Raw genomic sequence first — 20,323 nt, 5'->3', positions numbered from 1 at the left:
GCACCGAGGTCAACGTGCTGGCTTGGGCCTTCGATGCATGTCGCGCCCGTGGGGCACTCGTCGTCGCTCTCGTGAACCCTCGATGCCGTACACCTTCGGCGACGCTCTGCTCGACGAGGCGTCGGTCGACATGGCGGTGGAGGTGGACGCGCCGCTCCCGTCGAGGGACCCGCAGGCATCCGACGAAGCCAGCCTGGCAGTGGCCGAACGGGTCGCCGCGCGGGTAGGTGACGGTGCGACGCTGCAGATGGGCATCGGAGCCGTGCCCGACGCCGCCATCGGCGGACTCACCGGCCGCCAGGGCCTGGGGGTCTGGACGGAGATGTTCTCCGACGGGCTGCTGACGCTCGAGCGGGCCGGCGTGCTCGACCCGGATCGTCCGGTCACGGCGTCGTTCTGGTTCGGCTCGGCCGAGCTCTACGAGCATTGTCGACCACAACCCGCGCATCCGGATGCTGCGCACCGAGAAGACGAACAGCCCAACGCTCATCGCCGCCAACCCGGCGATGACGAGCATCAACACGGCCCTTGAGGTGGACCTCTACGGGCAGGCGAACGCCTCGCGCGTGGCGGGCCGGATCCACTCCGGACATGGCGGTCAGACCGACTTCATCGTCGGAGCCGTGCACTCCAGCGGTGGGCAGGCCCTCATCGCCCTGCGCAGCTGGCATCCCAAGGCGGACGTGTCGACGATCGTGCCCCTGCTCGACGAGCCGGTGACCTCGTTCCAGCCCAGCGCGGTCGTGACCGAGCACGGTGTCGCACCACTCTTCGGCCGAGACCAGCGGGGCCGGATGGCTCGGGCCCGCAGGTTTGCCTGTGGCCATTGCGCTTCTCAGCTTCGGAGATATCCCTCGCAGCCCCGTGCAGCACGGGACCTTTGGCACTGGTGGCTGCATTCCCGCCCGCCGGAGACTCGACCTCGCGGGTGCGCTAAGACGGCCCCTTTGCTGCTGCGGCGATTCAACTCGGAGGCCCCGAATGGGACGAGGTCGAACGCCTCACCCCTGCGCCGATCGGAGGACCACATTGAGCACTACAGCCCGTAGGAGATCTGGTCACACGCGTCACACGCGTGCCATCCTGCTGGTCATGCCGAGCTCCACGGCTGTCTGTCCGGGAACCGACATACGAAGGAGTTCCGACCGTGGCTGAGCGAGTCCAGGGGAGCGCATCGCCTGGCATCGACGGGCCCGCCTCTGCAGCACTGCTGAGGGCCGGGAGGTTCTTCACCCGGTGGGAGGAGTCCGCCGACGGACGCGCCGTCTTCCGGGAGGGCGGTCGGGCCGGCGACGTCTTCTACCGCGACCGGTGGAGCCACGACAAGGTCGTGAGGTCGACCCACGGCGTCAACTGCACCGGGTCCTGCTCGTGGAAGGTCTACGTCAAGGACGGGATCATCACGTGGGAGACGCAGCAGACCGACTACCCCTCCGTCGGCCCCGATCGCCCGGAGTACGAGCCGCGCGGCTGCCCCCGCGGCGCCGCTTTCTCCTGGTACACCTACTCGCCCACGCGCGTGCGCTACCCGTACGTGCGCGGCGTCCTCCTCGAGATGTACCGCGAGGCGAAGGGCCGCCTCGGCGACCCCGTCGCGGCCTGGCACGAGATCACGACCGACCCGGACAAGCGCCGCCGCTACCAGAGCGCCCGCGGCAAGGGCGGGCTGGTGCGCGCATCGTGGGGCGAGGCTGTCGAGATCGCGGCCGCCGCGCACGTGCACACGATCAAGGAGTACGGGCCCGACCGGGTGGCGGGTTTCTCGCCGATCCCGGCCATGTCGATGGTGTCGCACTGCGTCGGCACCCGCTTCATCCAGCTCATCGGCGGGGTCATGACGAGCTTCTACGACTGGTACGCCGACCTGCCGGTCGCGAGCCCGCAGGTCTTCGGCGACCAGACCGACGTGCCCGAGTCGGGTGACTGGTGGGACGCGACCTACCTCATGATGTGGGGCTCCAACGTCCCCGTGACCCGCACGCCCGACGCGCACTGGATGGCCGAGGTCCGCTACCGCGGCACGAAGGTGGTCACGGTCAGCCCCGACTACGCCGACAACACGAAGTTCGCCGACGAGTGGATGCCGGCGCAGGCCGGAACCGACGCGGCCCTCGCGATGGCGATGGGGCACGTGCTGCTCAAGGAGTTCTTCGTCGAGCGCGAGGTCCCGTTCTTCGTCGACTACGTCAGGACGTACACCGACCTGCCCTTCCTCGTGCGCCTCGACCCCGCCGAGGGGGCGTATGCCGCCGCGCCGGCTGAGAGCGGCGACGGAGCCGTCGTGCCGGGCAAGTTCCTCACCGCTGCTGATCTGGCCGCCGACGGCGCGCACGTACCCGACGAGGACGCCTGGAAGACGGTGCTGCTCGACGAAGCCACGGGTCAGCCGGTCGTGCCGAACGGGTCGATGGGCTTCCGCTACGCCGACTCCGGCAAGGGCCGCTGGAACCTCGACCTCGACGGGGTCACCCCCGCCCTGACGATGGCTGGCGCCGACTCGACCGCTGTCGAGGTGCTGCTGCCCGCCTTCGTCGAGCCGGACGGCTCCGGCTCGGTGCTGCGCCGCGGCGTGCCCGCACGGCGGATCGGCGGGCACCTCGTGACCACGGTCTTCGACCTCATGCTCGCCCAGTACGGCGTCCCGCGGGACGGTCTGCCGGGGGAGTGGGCGAGCGGCTACGACGACGTCTCGACGCCCTACACGCCGGCCTGGCAGGCCGAGGTCACCGGCGTGCCGGCCGAGCAGTGCATCCGGGTCGCGCGCGAGTTCGCGACGAATGCCGAACAGTCGCAAGGCCGCTCGATGGTCATCATGGGCGCCGGCATCTGCCAGTGGTTCCATGGCGACGCCACCTACCGGTCGATCCTGTCCCTGCTCGTGCTCACCGGCTGCATGGGCCGCAACGGCGGTGGCTGGGCGCACTACGTCGGCCAGGAGAAGTGCCGTCCCATCACCGGCTGGATCTCGCTCGCCAACGCGCTCGACTGGAGCCGGCCGCCGCGCACCATGATCGGCACGGCGTACTGGTACATGCACACCGACCAGTGGCGCAACGACGGCTACTCCGCCGGCTCGCTCAGCTCACCCCTCGCCAAGGGGCACCTCGCGGGCAAGCACACGGCCGACACCATCGCCCAGTCCGCACGGATGGGCTGGATGCCGTTCTACCCGCAGTTCGGCACGAACCCGCTCCACGTGGCGCAGGACGCCGAGGCCGCCGTCGAGGCTGGCACCGCTGCCAGCCCGGCGGCATACGTCGCCGGTGCGCTCCACGACGGCACGCTCACGGCCTCCATCGAGGACGTCGACGCACCGGAGAACTGGCCCCGCACGCTCGTGCTCTGGCGCAGCAACCTCATGGGTTCGTCGGCCAAGGGCAACGAGTACTTCCTCAAGCACCTGCTGGGCACCCACTCCAACGTCATGGGCAGCGAGAACCCAGAGGCTCCAAGGCCGTCCGACGTCAGGTGGCACGACGAGGCGCCCGAGGGCAAGCTCGACCTGCTGCTCTCGGCCGACTTCCGCATGACGTCGACGACCCTGCTGTCGGACATCGTCCTGCCGGCGGCCACGTGGTACGAGAAGCACGACCTCAGCTCCACCGACATGCATCCCTTCGTGCACGCGTTCACCCCGGCCATCGACCCGCCGTGGGAGGCCAAGAGCGACTTCGAGCTGTTCCACCTTCTGGCCCAAAGGTTCTCGGACCTGTCGAAGACCCACCTCGGCGTCGTCAAGGACCTCGTCAGCGTGCCTCTCATGCACGACACGCCTGGCGAGACCGCCCAGCCGGGTGGTCGAGTCGTCGACTGGCGAACGAGCGGCGCGCCGGGCGCGCCCGGGCAGTCGATGCCGGTCTTCCAGGTCGTCGAACGCGACTACACCGCGATCGCCGAGAAGCTCGCTACCGTGGGCCCGCTCGCCGACTCGCTCGGCTTCACCGTCAAGAACGTCACGTACCGAGTCGAGGAGGAGACGGCTCGGCTCGCGGCCAGGAACGGCGTCATGCTCGGCGGCGCAGGTGACGGCCGGCCCGCGATCGACACCGACTCGAAGATGGCCGAGGCCATCCTCTCCTTCTCCGGCACGACGAACGGCCACCTCGCCGTGCAGGGCTTCAGGACCCTCGAAGAGCGGGTCGGCAAGAAGCTGGTCGACCTCGCCGAGGGTGCGGAGGAGAAGCGGATCTCCTTCGCCGACACGCAGGTCCAGCCCGTCCCGGTCATCACCTCACCCGAGTGGTCGGGCTCGGAGACCGGCGGTCGGCGCTACGCCCCCTTCACCGTCAACATCGAGCGGCTCAAGCCGTTCCACACGCTGACGGGGCGCATGCACTTCTACCTCGACCACGACTGGATGCAGGACGTCGGTGAGGCGCTGCCGATCTACCGACCACCGCTCGACATGCACCGCCTCTTCGGCGAACCTCGTCTCGGCGCCGACGGGGCCAAGCAGGTGACCGTCCGCTACCTCACGCCGCACTCCAAGTGGTCGATCCACTCGGAGTACCAGGACAACCTGCTCATGCTCTCGCTCTCACGAGGCGGGCCGACCGTCTGGATGAGCCCGCAGGACGCGGAGTCCATCGACGTGCACGACAACGACTGGGTCGAGTGCACCAACGCCAACGGCGTGCTCGTCGCCCGGGCCATCGTCAGCCACCGCATGCCGGAGGGCGTCGTCTACGTGTACCACGCGCAGGAGCGCACCATCGACGTCCCCAAGTCCGAGGCGACCGGCCGGCGCGGAGGCATCCACAACTCGGTGACCCGCCTCCTCGTCAAGCCGACCCACCTCATCGGCGGGTACGCGCAGCTGTCCTACACGTTCAACTACCTGGGCCCGACGGGCAACCAGCGCGACATGGTCTCGACGGTGCGCAAGCGCTCGCAGGAGGTGACGTACTGATGCGTGTCATGGCCCAGATGGGCATGGTCATGAACCTCGACAAGTGCATCGGCTGCCACACGTGCTCGGTCACGTGCAAGCAGGCATGGACCAACCGCGCCGGCACCGAGTACGTCTGGTTCAACAACGTGGAGACCCGTCCGGGACAGGGCTACCCGCGCCGTTACGAGGACCAGGAGACGTGGAAGGGCGGCTGGGAGCTGACCCACCGCGGCAACCTCAAGCTCAAGGCCGGCGGACGGGTGCAGAAGCTGCTCGGCATCTTCGCCAGCCCCGTGCAGCCCAAGCTCGCCGACTACTACGAGCCGTGGACCTACGACTACCAGACGCTCGTGGAGGCGCCCCTCGGCGACGACTTCCCGGTCGCGCGACCCAAGTCGCTGATCACCGGCGACAACACCAAGATCACGTGGTCGGCCAACTGGGACGACAACCTCGGCGGTTCCAGCGAGATGGGCCACCTCGACCCGATCGTTGCCACGCTGAACGAGAAGGTGCGTCGCGCATCCGAGGACAAGGTCCGGTTCGAGCTCGAGCAGACCTTCATGTTCTACCTGCCGCGCATCTGCGAGCACTGCCTCAACCCCTCGTGCATGGCGTCGTGCCCGTCCGGCGCCATCTACAAGCGCGAGGAGGACGGCATCGTCCTCGTCGACCAGGACCGGTGCCGCGGCTGGCGCCAGTGCATCACCGGCTGCCCCTACAAGAAGATCTACTTCAACCACAAGAGCGGCAAGGCCGAGAAGTGCACCTTCTGCTACCCGCGCATCGAGGTCGGCCTTCCCACGGTGTGCTCCGAGACGTGCGTCGGCCGGCTGCGCTACCTCGGTCTCTTCCTCTACGACGCAGACCGCGTCACCGAGGCGGCCACGACACCGGACGAGGGTGACCTCTACGAGGCGCAGCTGGACCTGCTGCTCGACCCCAACGACCCAGAGGTCGTCGCCGCCGCCCGGCGCGACGGCATACCGGACGACTGGATGGACGCCGCGCGGCGCTCGCCCGTCTACGCGCTCGCGAAGACGTACCGGGTGGCGCTGCCCCTGCACCCGGAGTACCGCACGATGCCGATGGTCTGGTACGTCCCGCCACTGTCTCCCATCGTCGACGTGCTGTCGTCGCAGGGGCACGACGCTGAGGACCAGGGCGTGCTCTTCGGTGCGATCGAGGCGCTGCGCATCCCCGTCGACTACCTCGCGGAGCTGTTCACCGCGGGCCGTACCGACATCGTCACCGCCGTGCTGCAGAAGCTCGCGGCGATGCGCGCCTACATGCGCGACGTCTCCCTCGGGCGAGACGGCGACCCCTCGATCCCCGAGGCCGTCGGCATGAGCGAGGAGGCGCTCTACGAGATGTACCGCCTCATGGCCATCGCGAAGTACGCCGACCGCTACGTCATCCCGAGCGCCCACGTCGAGCGCGCCCACGAGCTCGAGGAGCTCGGCTGCTCGCTCGACTACGACGAGGGGCCGGGCATGTACGAGTCCGGCCCGTTCGGCGAGGCGAGCGGGCGTCCCGCGCCCGTAGCCGTCGAGACGTTCAACGCGCTGCGTCAACGCCAGACCAGCGACTCCCCGACGTCGACGACGGCGAGCGGAGAGCTGCGCGGAAGGGTCAACCTGCTCAACTGGGACGGCAACGGCGCCCCCGACGGGCTCTTCCCCGACACCCCGCGAGAGGCGACCACCGCGGAGGAGCAGCGATGATGGGGCTGCGACGCCGGGCCGACCGCCGCCCCAGCGACCACCGCGTCGTGCACCTCGTGGCGGCCCGCTGCCTCGACTACCCGCGTGACGAGCTCGTCGGGTCCCTCTCGACGATGCTCGATGCCCTTGCGGAGCAAGGGGACTCGCCAGGTGCGCGGGAGCTGTTCCCGCTCGTCGACCACCTCGGTTCCGTGCCCCTGCCCGACCTGCAACGCGCGTACGTCGACACCTTCGACCTCAGTCGCAAGCACGCGCTCTACCTGTCCTACTGGACGGACGGTGACACGCGCCGACGCGGCGAGGTGCTGGGACGGTTCAAGACGGCGTACCGGCGCAGCGGGTTCGTCGTCGACACGCACGGCGAGCTGCCCGACTACCTGCCCATGGTCCTGGAGTTCGCGGCGTGCGCCGATGCGGCAGCCGGGTCGGAGCTGCTGCAGGGCTACCGTGCCAGCCTCGAGCTGCTGCGAATCGCTTTGCAGGAGAAGCAGAGTCCGTATGCCGCGGCGGCAGTTGCCGTGTGCGCCACGCTGCCGGGTGAGTCGCCGACCGACCGCGCGGCTGTCATGGCCATGGTCGGGATGGCTGGGCCGCAGCCGACCGAGGCGGTCGGTCTCGACCCGTACGACCCGCGACTCCTCCCGCTGCAACCGGTCCCCACCTCGTCGACAGGAGTGCGCTCGTGAGCACCTTCCTCTGGGGCGTGTTGCCCTACCTCTGCATCGCGAGCCTCGTCGGCGGCACGATCTGGCGCTACCGCTACGACAAGTTCGGGTGGACGACGCGCTCGTCGCAGCTCTACGAGTCGCGGCTGCTGCGCATCGGCTCGCCGCTCTTCCACTTCGGCATCCTGCTCGTCTTCATCGGCCACGTCGGTGGGCTCGTCATCCCCGAGTCGTGGACCGAGGCCGTCGGCGTCGGCGAGGGCCTCTACCACTTCAACGCGCTGCTCTTCGGCGGCATCGCCGGCGTCTGCACCCTCGTGGGCATCCTCATCCTCGTCTACCGCCGGCGCACGACCGGCCCGGTCTTCATGGCGACGACGAAGAACGACAAGCTGATGTACGTCCTGCTCGTCGCGGCCATCCTCCTCGGCCTCTGGACCACGCTCGTCAGCGTCGGCGCCGGCCACGAAGCCCACAACTACCGCGAGACGGTCTCACCGTGGTTCCGCTCGGTGTTCCTCCTGCGGCCCGACGACGCTGCGATGGCAGCCGCCCCGATCCAGTTCCACATCCACTCCATCGTCGGCATGCTCCTGTTCGCGCTGTGGCCCTTCACGCGCCTCGTGCACGCCTTCACCGCGCCCCTGCACTACCTCTTCCGTCCGTACATCGTGTACCGGTCACGCGACCAGCGCGGCCAGGGCTCGCGCTCTCCGCGGCCCGGCTGGTCCAGCGTGGGCACGTCCGACCGCGAACGACGCCCGTGACGACCGACGAGAGAACCGAGGGGAACAGATGAGCGCCACCGCCCCTGCCGTGATCGACCCCCGTGACCGGACCAAGAACCTCGCCCTGGCCACCTTCGCCTTCGCCGTGACGTTCTGGGCGTGGAACCTCGTCGGCCCCTTGGCGGTGCGGTACACCGACGCCATGCAGCTGTCCGGCACCCAGAAGGCCCTGCTCGTGGCGACGCCGGTGCTCGTCGGATCGGTGGGACGCATCCCCGTCGGGGCGTTGACCGACCGTCACGGAGGCAGGGTCATGTTCCCGGCGCTGACGCTCATCACCGTGCCGTTCGTGCTGCTCGTGGCGCTGGCCGGCAATGCAAGGTCGTTCCCGCTCATGCTGCTGTTCGGCTTCTTCCTCGGGATCGCCGGCACGACCTTCGCGGTCGGCATCCCCTTCGTGAACTCGTGGTTCGAGGCCGACCGTCGCGGCTTCGCCACGGGTGTCTTCGGCGCCGGCATGGGCGGCACCGCGCTCTCCGCGTTCCTGACCCCACGCTTCGTGACGTGGTTCGGCTACACGACCACCCACGTCATCATGGCCCTCGCGCTCGTCGCGACCGCGGCCCTGTGCTGGTTGGCGATGCGCAACTCGCCGGTATGGAAGCCGAACACGGATCCGGTGGTCCCGAAGCTCGCGGCGGCCCTGCGCCTGCCGGTCACCTGGCAGATGTCGTTCCTGTACGCCGTCGCGTTCGGCGGGTTCGTGGCCTTCTCGACCTACCTGCCGACGTTCCTCAAGGACGTCTACTCGTTCGACCTCACCGCTGCCGGCACCCGCACCGCCGGATTCGCCATCGCAGCCGTGGTCGCGCGTCCGGTCGGCGGCATGCTCTCGGACCGCCTCGGGCCACGGACGGTCGTCGGCATCTCACTCGCCGGCACCGCCGTCCTGGCCCTCGTGCTGGCGTTCCGCCCTCCGCTGGAGGTGCCGGCGGGGGTGTCCTTCGTCGCGATCGCGTTCTTCCTCGGCCTCGGCACCGGTGGCGTGTTCGCCTGGGTGGCATTGCAGGCTCCGGCCGAGCGCGTCGGGTCGGTCACTGGCCTCGTCGGCGCTGCAGGTGGTCTCGGGGGCTACTTCCCGCCGCTGGTCATGGGGGCCACCTTCGGCAAGGTGTTCCCCGGCTACGGGTTCGGCCTCGCGCTGCTGTGCCTGGTGGCACTGGGTGCTCTCCTGTTCACCTACGTGGGCATCAGGACCGCGGCGCCGAGAAGGGCGACGCTGCAGCAACGCTGACCGACGGTACAGGGGCGTGCAGGCACCTGGAGATCCACGAGCGGGGTCTGCTCGTGGTTCGGGAGTCAGGACCGCGGCCCCCGATGGGTCCGGCGGCGGCGCGGTTTCCGGCAACGACGGGGACCTCGAGTGGGGAGCCGACGCCACTCCTAGGCGTCACACCGTGATCGGCCTGGCCCCGACCGCGGGACGTCCTGTCTGGCGCCGGACCACGGCCATCGCAGGCGAGCTGCCCGGCTCGGGTGAAGTACTGGGGACGGGGGAGTGCCCAGGCCTCGGCGCTCAGCTGCCCCAGGGACGGAGGCCAGAACCAGGTCGACCGGGGCCGTGCCCCATGCGGCGGCCCTGGGCGCTGCCAGATGTGGTCTGAGACCTGATCCGAGTGCCCTTCGAGTGGACGATGTTCTGTTGAGCGGCTGCGGCCCCTCAGTCCGCGAAAAGTCCGCAAGAGGTTCGAGAATCGCCATCTGCAGGCAGCGCGACCAACTCGGCCAACTAGGCGTTTCCGCAGGTCAGGGGCCTGGGGCGCCATGGGCAGCAGCAAGGCGTCGCCCCGCGGCGATCCCCGGCGTACCGGCCGACCCATCCACTTTCGTCGGGCTCGCCCCCACGCTGGTCCGCGACTGGTGATCGCCTCCGCAACGTCAAGCCGGCGCGGTCGGCCCCGCTGCAACCGTCGCTGCACTGAACCGCGAACGCGAAGTCCGCTGATCGTGCGTGAGCACCTTGACGTCGTACGGCCTGGGCCGCACACACGATCTCCGGACGGCAAGGCGGTTCCTTGGGTGGCTGGCCTGCGGGTGCGAGAAGCCCGCTCAGGGCGCCTGCCGCGCCGCAGACCAGCCCGTCCTGCTCAGGCGCGGTCGTGGACGGTCACCTGGTAGCCGTCGGGGTCCGCGAACGTGAAGGTGCGGCCGAATGGCCCGTCGACAGGTGCTGAGACGATCGTCGTGCCGGCGGCGGCGAGGGCGTCGTGGATGCCCTGCGCGTCGGGGGCGTGCAGCCACAGCGCCATCCCCTGGCCCGGCTGCGCGATCGCGTCCAGGTCGATCTCCGCGACGACGTCGCGGACAGCGAACGCGATGGGCTTCGTGTCGAACACGACGGCGTGCGGCGGCCCTGCCTCGGAGCGCTTCAGCCCCAAATGCTGCTCGTAGAAGACGGCCGAGCGCTCCAGGTCGCGCACCTGCAGTGAAATGAAGTCGGGTCCAGTTACGGCCACGATTCTTAACCTCCTCATGGGTATGTCAGGAGTCTGACATGAGAAAATGTATGTCAGACTCCTGACATGAGTCAAAGCGAGCCGGGAATCGAGCTGGACACATCGCTCGGGTACATGCTGAAGGCGGCCGCGAGCGCTCTGCACTCCGCCCTGGAGGCCGTGCTGAGTCCGCTTGGCATGACGATCACCCACTACTCCTGCCTGGAGCTGCTCGCCCAGCGACCCGGTCTGTCGAACTCCGAGCTTGCTCGCGGCGCCTTCGTCACCCGGCAGTCCATGAATGTGCTCCTGCAGGCCCTCGAACGTCAGGGACTCGTCATCCGCCCAGCGCGGGCACCCGTGGGCAGGGCCCTGCCGACCGAGCTGACCGACCGTGGACGCCACCAGCTCGAGATGGCCAGCGCCGCGGTTCGCCGCGTCGAGCAAGCCATGCTGACCAATCTGGATGCCAACGAACAGGATCAGATGCGGCGCCTGCTCACGACGTGCATCGCCTCGCTGAAAGAACCGCCCGCCTCGGCGACGTAGCTGCTCCGGAACTTGCGACTTGCCGTGTCCCCGGCCACGCTCTTGGCCTACCTTCGGCGCAGGGCCGCCGAGGCACTTGTGAGCCGCAGTGAAGACTCGAGCAGTGGACTCAGCGGCACACGCCGAAGTGTTCCGGCTCGCGTGGTTGTACAGCACCGCCCATGCTGATCGGGATCACTCCGCTGATCGGACCGCCGTTGGCAGCGGAAGCCGGGGTGGTGTTCGTCTGGTTGCCACCGGCGTTGTCCGGTGCCGCGGTGCACCGAAGCGGAGTGATGAGGTGAACGTGTGCCGACGCGCCGGTGACGGGCATCAGCGCCAGCATGGTGCCGGGCGCGACGGCCTACATGATCTTTCGCGTGGCCATGGCGGACGTTCCTCGACAGGATGTTCGGCCCATCCGGAGTGTGATGGTGACCCATGAAGACGTCGTCGGAAAGCCGCCTGGTTCAGCAGCGTCATGAACTTCCTCGCCAAGGCCGCGGACGCGACCTCTGCAGACAAGAGGGCGCTCGACCCACCCGGTCACGGTCGGCCGGTGCCCAGGGGCGTGCTAGACCAGTTGGACCGACTGGCGGGCCGGCGCGGCTGGCGCCGGGGTCGCAGGCGAGGGCTGGTCCCTCAGCTCAGTAAGGCGCTCCCGAGCGATGCGCTCGACCAACACGGGCACGAAGTCCCGGATGGGGCCGCCTAGCTGCGAATGGGCCAGCCGGATCGCCGCCTCGACGACCTCGTCGCCCAGGAGCGAGAACTCGTCGTTCAGCCGTTGCTGGACTGCTCGTAACGCTTCCGCCTCGTGCCGGTCATCCATCCGCTGATTGTGAGCGTTAACAACCCGCAGTCGCAAGACCCGGGCCAACGAGCGGTCAAGTCGTCATCGGACCGGCTGCACCTGCTCGGCTGCGAGCCACAGCTGCGCCGCTGCCTGCCCGGAACAACTGGAAGCGGGCGGTGACCTCGCTGATCGGCCGACCGCCGTCGATGACGAGTCGGGCGACCTTGAGTCGATGGCGGGGGGTGAGTGCGGTATCGGGGGCTGACCTGGGGTCCTTCGATGAGTCGAGGGGATCATCTGCGTCCCGGTCGGCGAGGTCCATGTCGAGGTCGATCCCGGCGGTTGCGCGGTAGTCGGCCACGGTCGAGGCGGGACGGAGCTGGTGACCTTGTAGTCGCGCTCCTGGATGGTGAACGTCGTTCTGGTGGGATCCCAGGCATCGAGGAAGGATCCGAAGAACTCAGGGGCGACGGCAGCGATCATCTTCTCGGGCATGACAGAGGGTTGTGCCATGAGGTACAGGTGCCAGGCGACCTTCGGTCTCACGCCCTGGAGGACGGCGCAGGTGTCCAGAGTGGGGAGCACGTGCAAGATGCCGACGTAGACGACTGTGTCCGGGTGGTCCAGTCCCGCGGACCGCGACGAGTGCGCCACGGTCGGGGCCGATGAGTCCGAAGGGTGCTGCCGTCGGGAGAAGGTCAGGCCGGCGATGGGCGCCTGACGGCTCGGGCCGGTCAGTGTCGGGATGGCGATCTTCGTGCCGCCGACAGCCCGCGCGGGTCGGCCGAGTCATCTATTTCAGGCCTCTGATCTGCGACGGAAAACGGGAGGCGCGCTGTCGGTGGTGGTGGGTAGCGTTCGATCACTGTGACGATCACCAAGCTGGGGTACGACGAGGCAGCGGGCACGAGCCAGGGCGGGGCCCTTCCGGGTGCGGGGATGCCGGTGGATCGCGCCCCGGTCGACTGGCGCCGGGTCCGTCGCCCGCTCACGGTCGTGTGCTTCACGATGTCCCTTCTGGGTGCCGTCGCGGCATCACTCGGGTCGATGGTTGCCGGCCGGCTCGCCGAGCACGCCACCTCGACTCTGGTCGTCCTGCTCGCGCTGTGCGTCGTGGGCGGGGCGGTCATCGACACGGTCGCCAAGACGATATGGGCGAGCGTGTGCGACCGTGCCGAGGGGAAGCTGCGCGCCGACCTGCTCGACGCCGCAATGGCCCAGCCACTCTCCGAGCTGTCCGAGCAGGCCGTCGGTGAGGTGCTCGACCGCATCGACGACGACACCTGGGAGGTCGGCCAGCTGATGCGCTGGGGCGTGTGGCAGGCCGTGCGCACCTTCCTCGCCTCCGGGCCGCTGTGGGTGGTCGCGAGCCTCGCCTGGTGGCCCGCCGCCTTCCTCTTCCCCCTGACAGGATTCGCGACCTACTGGGTCGTTCGCCGGCTGCTGCCGCAGGTCGCCGAACGCAAGGTCGTCGAGGAAGCGGCGTGGACCGACCATGCAGCCTCCACCGAGGAGGGCGTCGCCGCCCGCGACGACCTGCGCACCGCACTGGGCCAGGCGCATGTGCTGCGCCGCAACGCCCAGATGGCCGCCCGCGTCCACGCGGCACTGGACAAGGTGCTCGAGGTCGAGGTCCGGATCACCCGGCGCAGTGGCGGGCTGCTCCACGGCGCGCTGGCCGCCGTCGCAGTGGTCGGCACCGGCGTCGTGCTCGCCGGCGACCTGTCGACCGCCCGGCTGGTCACTCTCTTTCTCGTCACGACGATGTTCGTCGGCGGCGTCGACATGCTGGCGCGTCACCTGCCCGACCTGCAGGAGGGCTTCGGCGCGGTCCTGCGCCTGAGGGCCATGCTCGCCTCTCCGGCGGAGCCGACCGGCGGGTTGCCACTGCCTGACGGGCCGCTCGACGTCGCATACCGCGGCCTCGAGTTCAGCTACGGCACCGGCACCTTCGCGCTGCGGGACGTCAACCTGATCGTCCCGGCGGGGCATACCTGCGCGCTCGTCGGGCGCACCGGATCCGGCAAGTCCACGCTCGCCTCGCTCCTGTCGCGGGCCGTCGAGCCGCCCCGCGGCACCGTGATGCTGGGCGGGGTCGACGTCCGCGACCTGGACCTGCAGCAGCTACGGGCCGCGGTCGGCGTCGTCACCCAGCGCACCGAGGTGCTCGCCGGCACCCTCGCGGAGAACCTGACGCTCTTCGGTGACGTGTCCCGGGCCCAGGTCGCGGCCGCGGTCGCCGAGCTGGGCCTCACTGACTGGGTGGCCGGGCTGCCCGACGGTCTGGACACCATGCTCGGCCCGGGCGGCACGACCCTGTCGGCGGGCGAGGAGCAGCTCGTGGCGTTCGCCCGACTGCTCGTGCGTGACGTGCGCGTCGTCGTGCTCGACGAGGCGACGGCCCGGATGGACCCTGTCACCGAAGCACGGGTGGTCCGGGCTGCGGACCGGCTGATCTCGGGGCGCACGGGCATCCTCGTCGCCCACCGGCTCTCGACGACCGAGCGGGCCGAACAGGTGGCCGTCCTCGATTCGGGTCGCGTCGTCCAGCAGGGTCCGCGCGGCGGGCTGGCCGCCGACGACGGGCCGTTCCGCCGCCTGCTCGAGGCGGCCGCCCACGAGGTGGCCCTGGAGGAGCACGCCCACCAGGACACAGCGATCGGCTCGGTGCGTCGCAGCACCACCCCGCCGCCTCCCCCGGCGTTGGCTCCGACCCCGAGCCTGGCCCGGCAGGTGCTGCACGCCATGCGCATCCAGCCGCAGTGGGGTCTGCTGGGCGCCTCCCTCTTCCTCGCCGCATCGCTGACCGGCGCGTTCGGGGCCGTCACTGGCTGGACCTGGGGGCTCGTCGTCACCGAGCTGCAGGCCGGGCACAACCCCGGCTGGCTCACCGCGGCCCTGGTCGCCTCGCTCGTCGTCGGCCCGCTCGTCCTGTCGCAGGCATTCCGGACCTACCCCCACTGGTGGATCGAGGTTCGGCTCCGGGTGCGCGCCACGGTGCTCGCCGGCCAGACCGCGCAGCGCCGGCTCGTGCGCACTCCTCCCGGCGAGGTGGTCGCTCGCACGATGGATGCCGACCGCCTGGCGCGTTACGCCGACCGCTGGGTCGACTTCGTCAACGGCCTCGTCGTCGCCTCGATGACGGCAATGATCGCCGGCACGTGGCTGGCCGGCGCGGTCCTGCTCGTGGTGATGGTCACCTCGGCGCTGGCCTCGACTCTCGGCCGACCGGTGGCCGGACGTTCTGCAGCGGCCGCCTCGACGGCGCGGGCCAACTTCGGGCGATCGCTGGTCTCCGCCCTTGAGTCGATCCGCACGGTCAAGCTCGCCGCTGCCACCCCGCAGGTGCACAAGCACCTGCGCCAGGTCGACGGCGGCCGGGTCGACGCGGCGGTCCGCGAGCACCGGGTCCAGGCACTGCTCGACGGCGTGCCGATCGTCATGGTCCAGGGCGGTGTCGTCGCCGCCTGGGCGGGCTTCCTCCACGGCACGTGGACCCTCGCCATCACTCTGCTCGTCGCCAACGCCGTCAGCGGCTTCGACTGGTTCGGCCGGGTCGCCGGCTCGGTCGTGACCGAGGCGCCCGGCGTGCGGTCGTGGATGAACGCCAGGAGCGAGCTCGCCGGTGGTGGCGACCTGATGGACCTGCCGCCGGGCACCGACCTGGTGCACGGCACGGCGGACGAGCCGCAGCCGGGGCCGCGTGAGCCGTTGCGGACGCTCAGCCTGCGAGGTCTGACCGCAGTCCACGACGACGGCACCATCGGCGTGCAGGACGTCGACCTCATCGTGGAGGCGGGTGAGCTGGTGCTCCTGCTCGGCCAGGTGGGCTCGGGCAAGTCGAGCCTGCTCTCCTCGCTGGCAGGGTTGACCTCCTACACCGGCCAGATCCTCTGGAACGGCCGCGCCCTCGCGGAACCCGAGGTCGAGCTGCGGCCCGGCCGCGTGTCCCACATCGCCCAGGTGCCGCGGGTGCTGTCCGGCACCTTCATCGACAACATCGCCCTCGACCACGCCGACCGACAGGTCGAGTCAGCCCTGGCGACGGCTCGCATGGAACGGGACGTCGCCGAGGCCGGCGGCCCCGACGCGCTCGTCGGCCACCGAGGGGTCCGGCTCTCGGGGGGACAGGTGCAGCGGCTGGCGCTAGCCCGGGCGCTCGCCTGCGAGGCTGACCTGCTACTCGCCGATGACGTGTCCTCGGCGCTCGATGCGGCCACCGAGATCGAGCTCTGGACTGCGCTGCGCTCCGGCGGGTCGACCGTCATCGGTGCGACCAGCAAGGCGGCCGCGCTGGCACAAGCCGACCGAGTCGTCGTCCTCGACGGTGGCCGGGTGGCCGAGGCCGCTCCGTGGCGCGAGCTCTCCCAGAGGTGGGGCCACCTCGCCGGGTGATCCTGGCGCCACGACCTGCCGGCTGCGGCGGCGCTACGCCGGCCGCGCGGGGAGTGACACGGTGGCAGCTCGTTGCGACCCGGCGGTGCGGGCGCGGCGTCAGGCCGGTCACCAGCCTCCGCGGTGCACCACCTCGTCGAAGGGGCGTCGGTTCAGCCGTTCGATGACGGCCAACGGCTTGTCCGACGGATAGCCGACCGACAGGAGGTAGGCCAGGAAGCGTCCTTCGGGAAAGCCCAGGACGGCCCTGGCTTGGTCCTGGTCGGTGGCTGCAGCGTGGCCCGTGCCGACCCCCAAGTCGGCCGCGGCAATGGTCATCGCATACGTGGCCTGGCCAAGGTCGTACTGGAGGAGAGCCGACTGCCGATCGTCCTGCGGATCCGGCGCGACGATCGCGATCGCGGCCGCCGCTCCGGCGACGTGCCTTGCACCCTGCCAAACCTTCGCCAGCTCGACCAGCTGCGCCCGGTCCGTGACGACCACGAAGTCCCACGGCTGCCAGTTGCCCGCCGATGGGGCCCGTCGCCCAGCCTCGAGGATTCGGTCGAGGGCCTCGTCAGGGACTGGCTGCTCTGTGAACTGCCGAACGTTTCGCCGCGCCCGCAAGGGGTCCCACGTCTCCACGATCACATCCTGCGCCCCACGCGCCGGTGTGGCCACCATCTGCCGCGCCGGCTTTGCAGCCAGCGGTTTGCGCCCGCGGGAGGACGCGCCTCGCACCCAGCGCCTTTGGCGAGCGGATGCCGAAGATGGGTCCGCTGGGCCGGTGTGAGATCGAGCAGGTGGTGCGCACCCCTGAGCCTCTCTGCTGCCGGGTCCAACCGTTCGAGCTCGGTGACCTTGACGACGGGCCCGAAGGTGAAGACGTCGGTCTGCTCGTCAGGGACGGGCACCATGCGATGTCGGAGAAGCCGTATGCCTCGGATGCGCCAGTCCATCCGCGAGTCGGGAACGGGTAAGGCCCACTCGTGCTGAGCCATGACCTGGAGCCACCCTTCAGCCTCGACCATCTGGCCAGGCTCGGGAGCCTTGAAATGGACCGACCACGGTTGGAGGGCCGAAGTGCCCCTGTGTCTGGAGACGACCTGGTGTGTCTCTGGTTCGGCGACAGTCAGCCACTCCGGCATCCCGGTCAGAGCTGCCATCGGCGCCGTCACCGCCTCGCACCGCCCTACGAGCTGGTAGCGCCCCTGACCTGAAGCGTTCATGGGCGCCTCGACGACCGACTCCTGTGTCTGATCTGAGCCGTTCAGACGTGAGCAGCTCAAGCTTCAGATGGTTGGCCTTGGGAGCAAACCTCGGGTGCGGCGTGCTGCTTCGCGGAAGAACCAGGGGGCGAGGTCGCGGACCCGGCGTGCGATCCAGGGGGCGACGTCGGCAACCAGAGTGCGCGCAGAGTCTCTGAGGTTTGGAGGGTTGCCGGTGCAGGTCAACGAGGGAAGGTTGAACTCGAGGCCCTCCTGAACGAGCAGTTCGCCGGCGAGCCGGGCCAGCCGTCGATGCCCGAGCTCGGAGGGGTGCTGCCGGTCGACGGCCCAGAACGCACGGGAGTAGATGGCCGGGTCGGCGGCCAGGTCGACCTGTAGCACGCCGTACTTCTCGTGCACCTCGTCGTAGATCTCGTTGAGGACCTGGATCCGACGTCGCACCGGGCGAGCCAGCAGCTGCGGCAGGCCCAGCACGAGGGAGTGGTCGTGGAACCGGGCGGTGATCAGAAGGGCGCCCTGACGGGCCAGCTCACCCGCGCAGTGCAGCAGGTCTCGGCGGATCTGCTCGGGGTGCCAGGTGGAACGAAAGACGTCGTTGAGCCCGACCACCAGGGAGGCCAGAACCGGGCGGTGGTCAAGCGCCTGGGGGAGCTGCTGGCACCGGACGTCGGCCACCGTGGCGCCGGGAACGGCGAGCTTGCAGAAGGAGACATAGTGATCGGTCGCTATCGAGTCGGCCAGGATTCGGGCCCAGCCGCGCCACCCGTCGGGCGTCAGGTCTCCCACGCCACACGAGGCTGAGTCCCCCAAGGCGACGAATCGGATGTAGTCGCGGGCGCCCTGCTGCGGCGCCGGCGCGGACCCGTCACCCTGACGTCGTGCTTGGTAGTCATCCATGACCGTCACCTCGTCGCTGCTCGAACCTGGGTTCCAGAGTCGTCGGCGGGGGGCGTTGCTGCATCGTGGAAGGTACGTAGTTCACTACGTAATTCCGCCGGGGTGGGCTCGTGCGGCCACTGCCACGCCGGACGCCCAACGCCGGGCCTGTATGCCGCGTCGCCCGCGGTTCAGGACTTGGCGCCGTCGAGCAGCCTCGCATCCCGTCGAGCGGCTGCCGCTGAGCCGGGGGTCGGGGCGAAGCGACAGATGAGGCCCTGTTGCGCGAAGGTCCACGCGTTGTTGAAGAGCCAGTAGACGATGAGCCCGGCTGGGACGAAGGCTGCCGCGGCGAGGACGCCCGCCGCGCCGAGCCATGGCATGAGGCGCTGGGCGGTCGCCATGCTCGCGGGCAGGTCGTTCACATCGGTCATCGGCTGCACGAACCAGCGTTGGGTGAGAAGGCTGAGCAGCCCTGCCGCGACGGCGACCGCCATCATGAGGAGGCCGGCCGCGATGTTCTGCCGGAGGATCGTGCCGAGGTGGCTCGTCAGGTGCAGGCCCGCGACGGATGCCGCCGATGTCGACGCGACCAGTCCGGCGTCGAGTGCGCCCACCGAGTGTCCGGCGGTGAGGTCGGAGACGACGCGGTAGAGCGCGTAGAAGAGCGGCAGCTGCAGCAGGGCCGGCGCGAGACTCCACGCCGAGACGCCGTGCTCGGCATGGATGGCCTTCTGCTCGACGCGCATCGCGCTCAGCTGCTCGAGGTCGCGGGTGCCGGCATACCTTTGGCGCAGCTCACGCAGCTGGGGCGCGGCGTGAGCGCGGGCGTGTGACGAGCGCACGCTGTGCAGCGCCACCGGCAGCAGGAGGGTGCGCACGGCGACGACGAGCAGTAGCACGGCGAACAGCCAGGCGCCGGCAGACCCTGGGCTGAGGCCAAGGGCGCAGGCGACGTCGTGGGTGGCCGCGAGGACCGCGGCGAGGGCATGGACGACAGGGGACAGCAGATCAGGCATGGATGAGCTCCTCGGCTGGGCCCGGTCAGGGCCGTGGATGGGTCAGGGCAGTGGCCCGGACGCCGCGTGGGCGGCGGACGGGATCAGTGCCGACCCGGAGCTCGAGGGCGGTGCGGGCAGCTCGGCGCGTCGAGAGCGCACCAGTACGCCGACGACGAGGCGACGGCGCCGGCCACCCCGGTGGGGTTGGCGCGCACCGGTAGCGGCTGGACGACATGCCGGCCGGCGGAGGCCAGCACCGCGGTGAGGACACCGACCGCGGCTGTGGTGAGGAGGACCTGAACGACACCCGCGTCCGTGAACGACGCCGTCAGTGACCCGAGGAGGACGACGACCGTCAGCGCGACGCTCGCCACGAAGGCCGGCTCGGCGACGGAGGACACGTGCTGACGCAGGGCGCTCACGTCGTCTCCTCTCGTCGTCCGTCGGACGGGTCGTCGATCCACAACGAGCGTACGTCACGGGTCGGGTCGGCGCGCCGCACCGCCCCCGCGCAGCGGCCCGACTCTGGCCGCTGTATCGCTGTGTCGTCGCGCGCACAGACGGCAACCCAGCTGCGGTTCACATTGGCTGTTGATCGGAAGTTCTCGCGACACAGGAGGTGGACTCCGATGAACATCACGACGCGACCTCAGCGCACTTGTTGTGCGAGCTCTATGTCGGCAGGCAGCCGGATGAGTGGCGCGAGGAAGGCGACATCATCGCGGCTGCGTCATCGCGTCTCGGTGATGGTCCTCGTCGCCCTTGGTGCCGTCGCGGTGCCGCACTCGGCCGCGGCGCTCATGCCCTTGCCTCCTCCGCCGGTGAGGTTTCCGATACTCGACGTCGGCCGGGCCATTCTGACGTTGGCGGAAAGCTACGCGGAGGCGCCGCTCACCGAGAAGCGGCAGCTCCACAATGAAATGTCGCTCACGCTCAACGCGACACGCGCAACGATCTGACCGACATTCGCACCACCGCACCTGGGCCGACCGCGCGACGCGGAGGCTCTCCGCGGT

At 69.8% G+C, this 20,323-nt stretch carries 16 protein-coding genes; 10 read left to right on the top strand and 6 right to left on the bottom strand.

Annotation, left to right across the window (positions count from 1 at the left end; all coding sequences use genetic code 11):
* The first annotated feature begins 82 nt into the window (after positions 1-82).
* The 7 genes from H9I49_RS23805 (at position 83) to H9I49_RS07675 (ending at position 9,302) form a co-directional block, all read left to right on the top strand.
* Positions 83-532, top strand: a complete 450-nt coding sequence (locus H9I49_RS23805; protein ID WP_255523780.1) for a hypothetical protein — start codon at positions 83-85, stop codon at positions 530-532.
* A complete protein-coding gene (locus H9I49_RS23800) occupies positions 453-1,049 on the top strand; it encodes an acetyl-CoA hydrolase/transferase C-terminal domain-containing protein (protein ID WP_255523779.1) in 597 nt (198 codons plus the stop codon). Before H9I49_RS23805 ends, H9I49_RS23800 begins: the two co-directional genes overlap by 80 nt.
* A 98-nt stretch (positions 1,050-1,147) precedes the next feature.
* A complete protein-coding gene (locus tag H9I49_RS07695; RefSeq protein WP_188029785.1) occupies positions 1,148-4,909 on the top strand; it encodes a nitrate reductase subunit alpha in 3,762 nt (1,253 codons plus the stop codon).
* On the top strand, positions 4,909-6,615 hold the full coding sequence (gene narH / locus H9I49_RS07690) for a nitrate reductase subunit beta (protein WP_188029784.1): 1,707 nt from the start codon (positions 4,909-4,911) through the stop codon (positions 6,613-6,615). Before H9I49_RS07695 ends, narH begins: the two co-directional genes overlap by 1 nt.
* On the top strand, positions 6,612-7,301 hold the full coding sequence (narJ, locus tag H9I49_RS07685) for a nitrate reductase molybdenum cofactor assembly chaperone (protein ID WP_188029783.1): 690 nt from the start codon (positions 6,612-6,614) through the stop codon (positions 7,299-7,301). Before narH ends, narJ begins: the two co-directional genes overlap by 4 nt.
* On the top strand, positions 7,298-8,047 hold the full coding sequence (gene narI, locus H9I49_RS07680) for a respiratory nitrate reductase subunit gamma (RefSeq protein WP_188029782.1): 750 nt from the start codon (positions 7,298-7,300) through the stop codon (positions 8,045-8,047). The genes narJ and narI overlap by 4 nt, the downstream gene beginning before the upstream one ends.
* Before the next feature lie 28 nt (positions 8,048-8,075).
* Complete coding sequence (locus tag H9I49_RS07675; RefSeq protein WP_188029781.1) at positions 8,076-9,302, top strand: MFS transporter; 1,227 nt, start codon at positions 8,076-8,078, stop codon at positions 9,300-9,302.
* A gap of 853 nt (positions 9,303-10,155) precedes the next feature.
* On the opposite strand, the gene H9I49_RS07670 is transcribed toward H9I49_RS07675, so the two are convergent.
* A complete protein-coding gene (locus H9I49_RS07670) occupies positions 10,156-10,524 on the bottom strand; it encodes a VOC family protein (protein ID WP_188029780.1) in 369 nt (122 codons plus the stop codon).
* Between the two features lie 66 nt (positions 10,525-10,590).
* Between H9I49_RS07670 and H9I49_RS07665 the strand changes: the two genes are divergently transcribed.
* A complete protein-coding gene (locus H9I49_RS07665; protein ID WP_188029779.1) occupies positions 10,591-11,052 on the top strand; it encodes a MarR family winged helix-turn-helix transcriptional regulator in 462 nt (153 codons plus the stop codon).
* 553 nt (positions 11,053-11,605) lie between these two features.
* Here the strand turns inward: H9I49_RS07665 and H9I49_RS07660 are convergent.
* Complete coding sequence (locus H9I49_RS07660; protein WP_188029778.1) at positions 11,606-11,863, bottom strand: three-helix bundle dimerization domain-containing protein; 258 nt, start codon at positions 11,861-11,863, stop codon at positions 11,606-11,608.
* A 903-nt stretch (positions 11,864-12,766) separates the two neighbouring features.
* On the opposite strand from H9I49_RS07660, the gene H9I49_RS07655 reads away from it, so the two are divergent.
* Positions 12,767-16,222 carry an ABC transporter ATP-binding protein gene (locus H9I49_RS07655; RefSeq protein ID WP_188030414.1) on the top strand — a complete coding sequence of 1,152 codons (3,456 nt, stop codon included), beginning with the start codon at positions 12,767-12,769 and terminating at the stop codon, positions 16,220-16,222.
* A gap of 108 nt (positions 16,223-16,330) precedes the next feature.
* Here the strand turns inward: H9I49_RS07655 and H9I49_RS07650 are convergent, their stop codons facing one another.
* The 4 genes from H9I49_RS07650 to H9I49_RS07635 all read right to left on the bottom strand — a co-directional run bounded on the left by H9I49_RS07650 (position 16,331) and on the right by H9I49_RS07635 (position 19,729).
* Positions 16,331-16,885 (bottom strand): nitroreductase family protein, encoded by a 555-nt coding sequence (locus H9I49_RS07650; protein WP_255523778.1) that lies wholly within the window; start codon positions 16,883-16,885, stop codon positions 16,331-16,333.
* A gap of 608 nt (positions 16,886-17,493) precedes the next feature.
* A complete protein-coding gene (locus H9I49_RS07645) occupies positions 17,494-18,327 on the bottom strand; it encodes an SGNH/GDSL hydrolase family protein (RefSeq protein ID WP_188029776.1) in 834 nt (277 codons plus the stop codon).
* 170 nt (positions 18,328-18,497) lie between these two features.
* Complete coding sequence (gene yidC / locus H9I49_RS07640) at positions 18,498-19,325, bottom strand: membrane protein insertase YidC (RefSeq protein WP_188029775.1); 828 nt, start codon at positions 19,323-19,325, stop codon at positions 18,498-18,500.
* An 83-nt stretch (positions 19,326-19,408) separates the two neighbouring features.
* Positions 19,409-19,729, bottom strand: a complete 321-nt coding sequence (locus H9I49_RS07635; protein ID WP_188029774.1) for a hypothetical protein — start codon at positions 19,727-19,729, stop codon at positions 19,409-19,411.
* Between the two features lie 207 nt (positions 19,730-19,936).
* Here H9I49_RS07635 and H9I49_RS07630 point away from each other — a divergent pair, with 207 nt between their 5' ends.
* Positions 19,937-20,266 (top strand): hypothetical protein, encoded by a 330-nt coding sequence (locus tag H9I49_RS07630; protein ID WP_188029773.1) that lies wholly within the window; start codon positions 19,937-19,939, stop codon positions 20,264-20,266.
* Positions 20,267-20,323: the final 57 nt, after the last annotated feature.

It is taken from the genome of Terrabacter sp. MAHUQ-38, assembly GCF_014518425.1.
Taxonomy (GTDB): Bacteria; Actinomycetota; Actinomycetes; order Actinomycetales; family Dermatophilaceae; genus Terrabacter.
The sequence above is the reverse complement of the archived record's forward strand: the minus strand, read 5'-3'. Positions and strand labels throughout refer to the sequence as shown.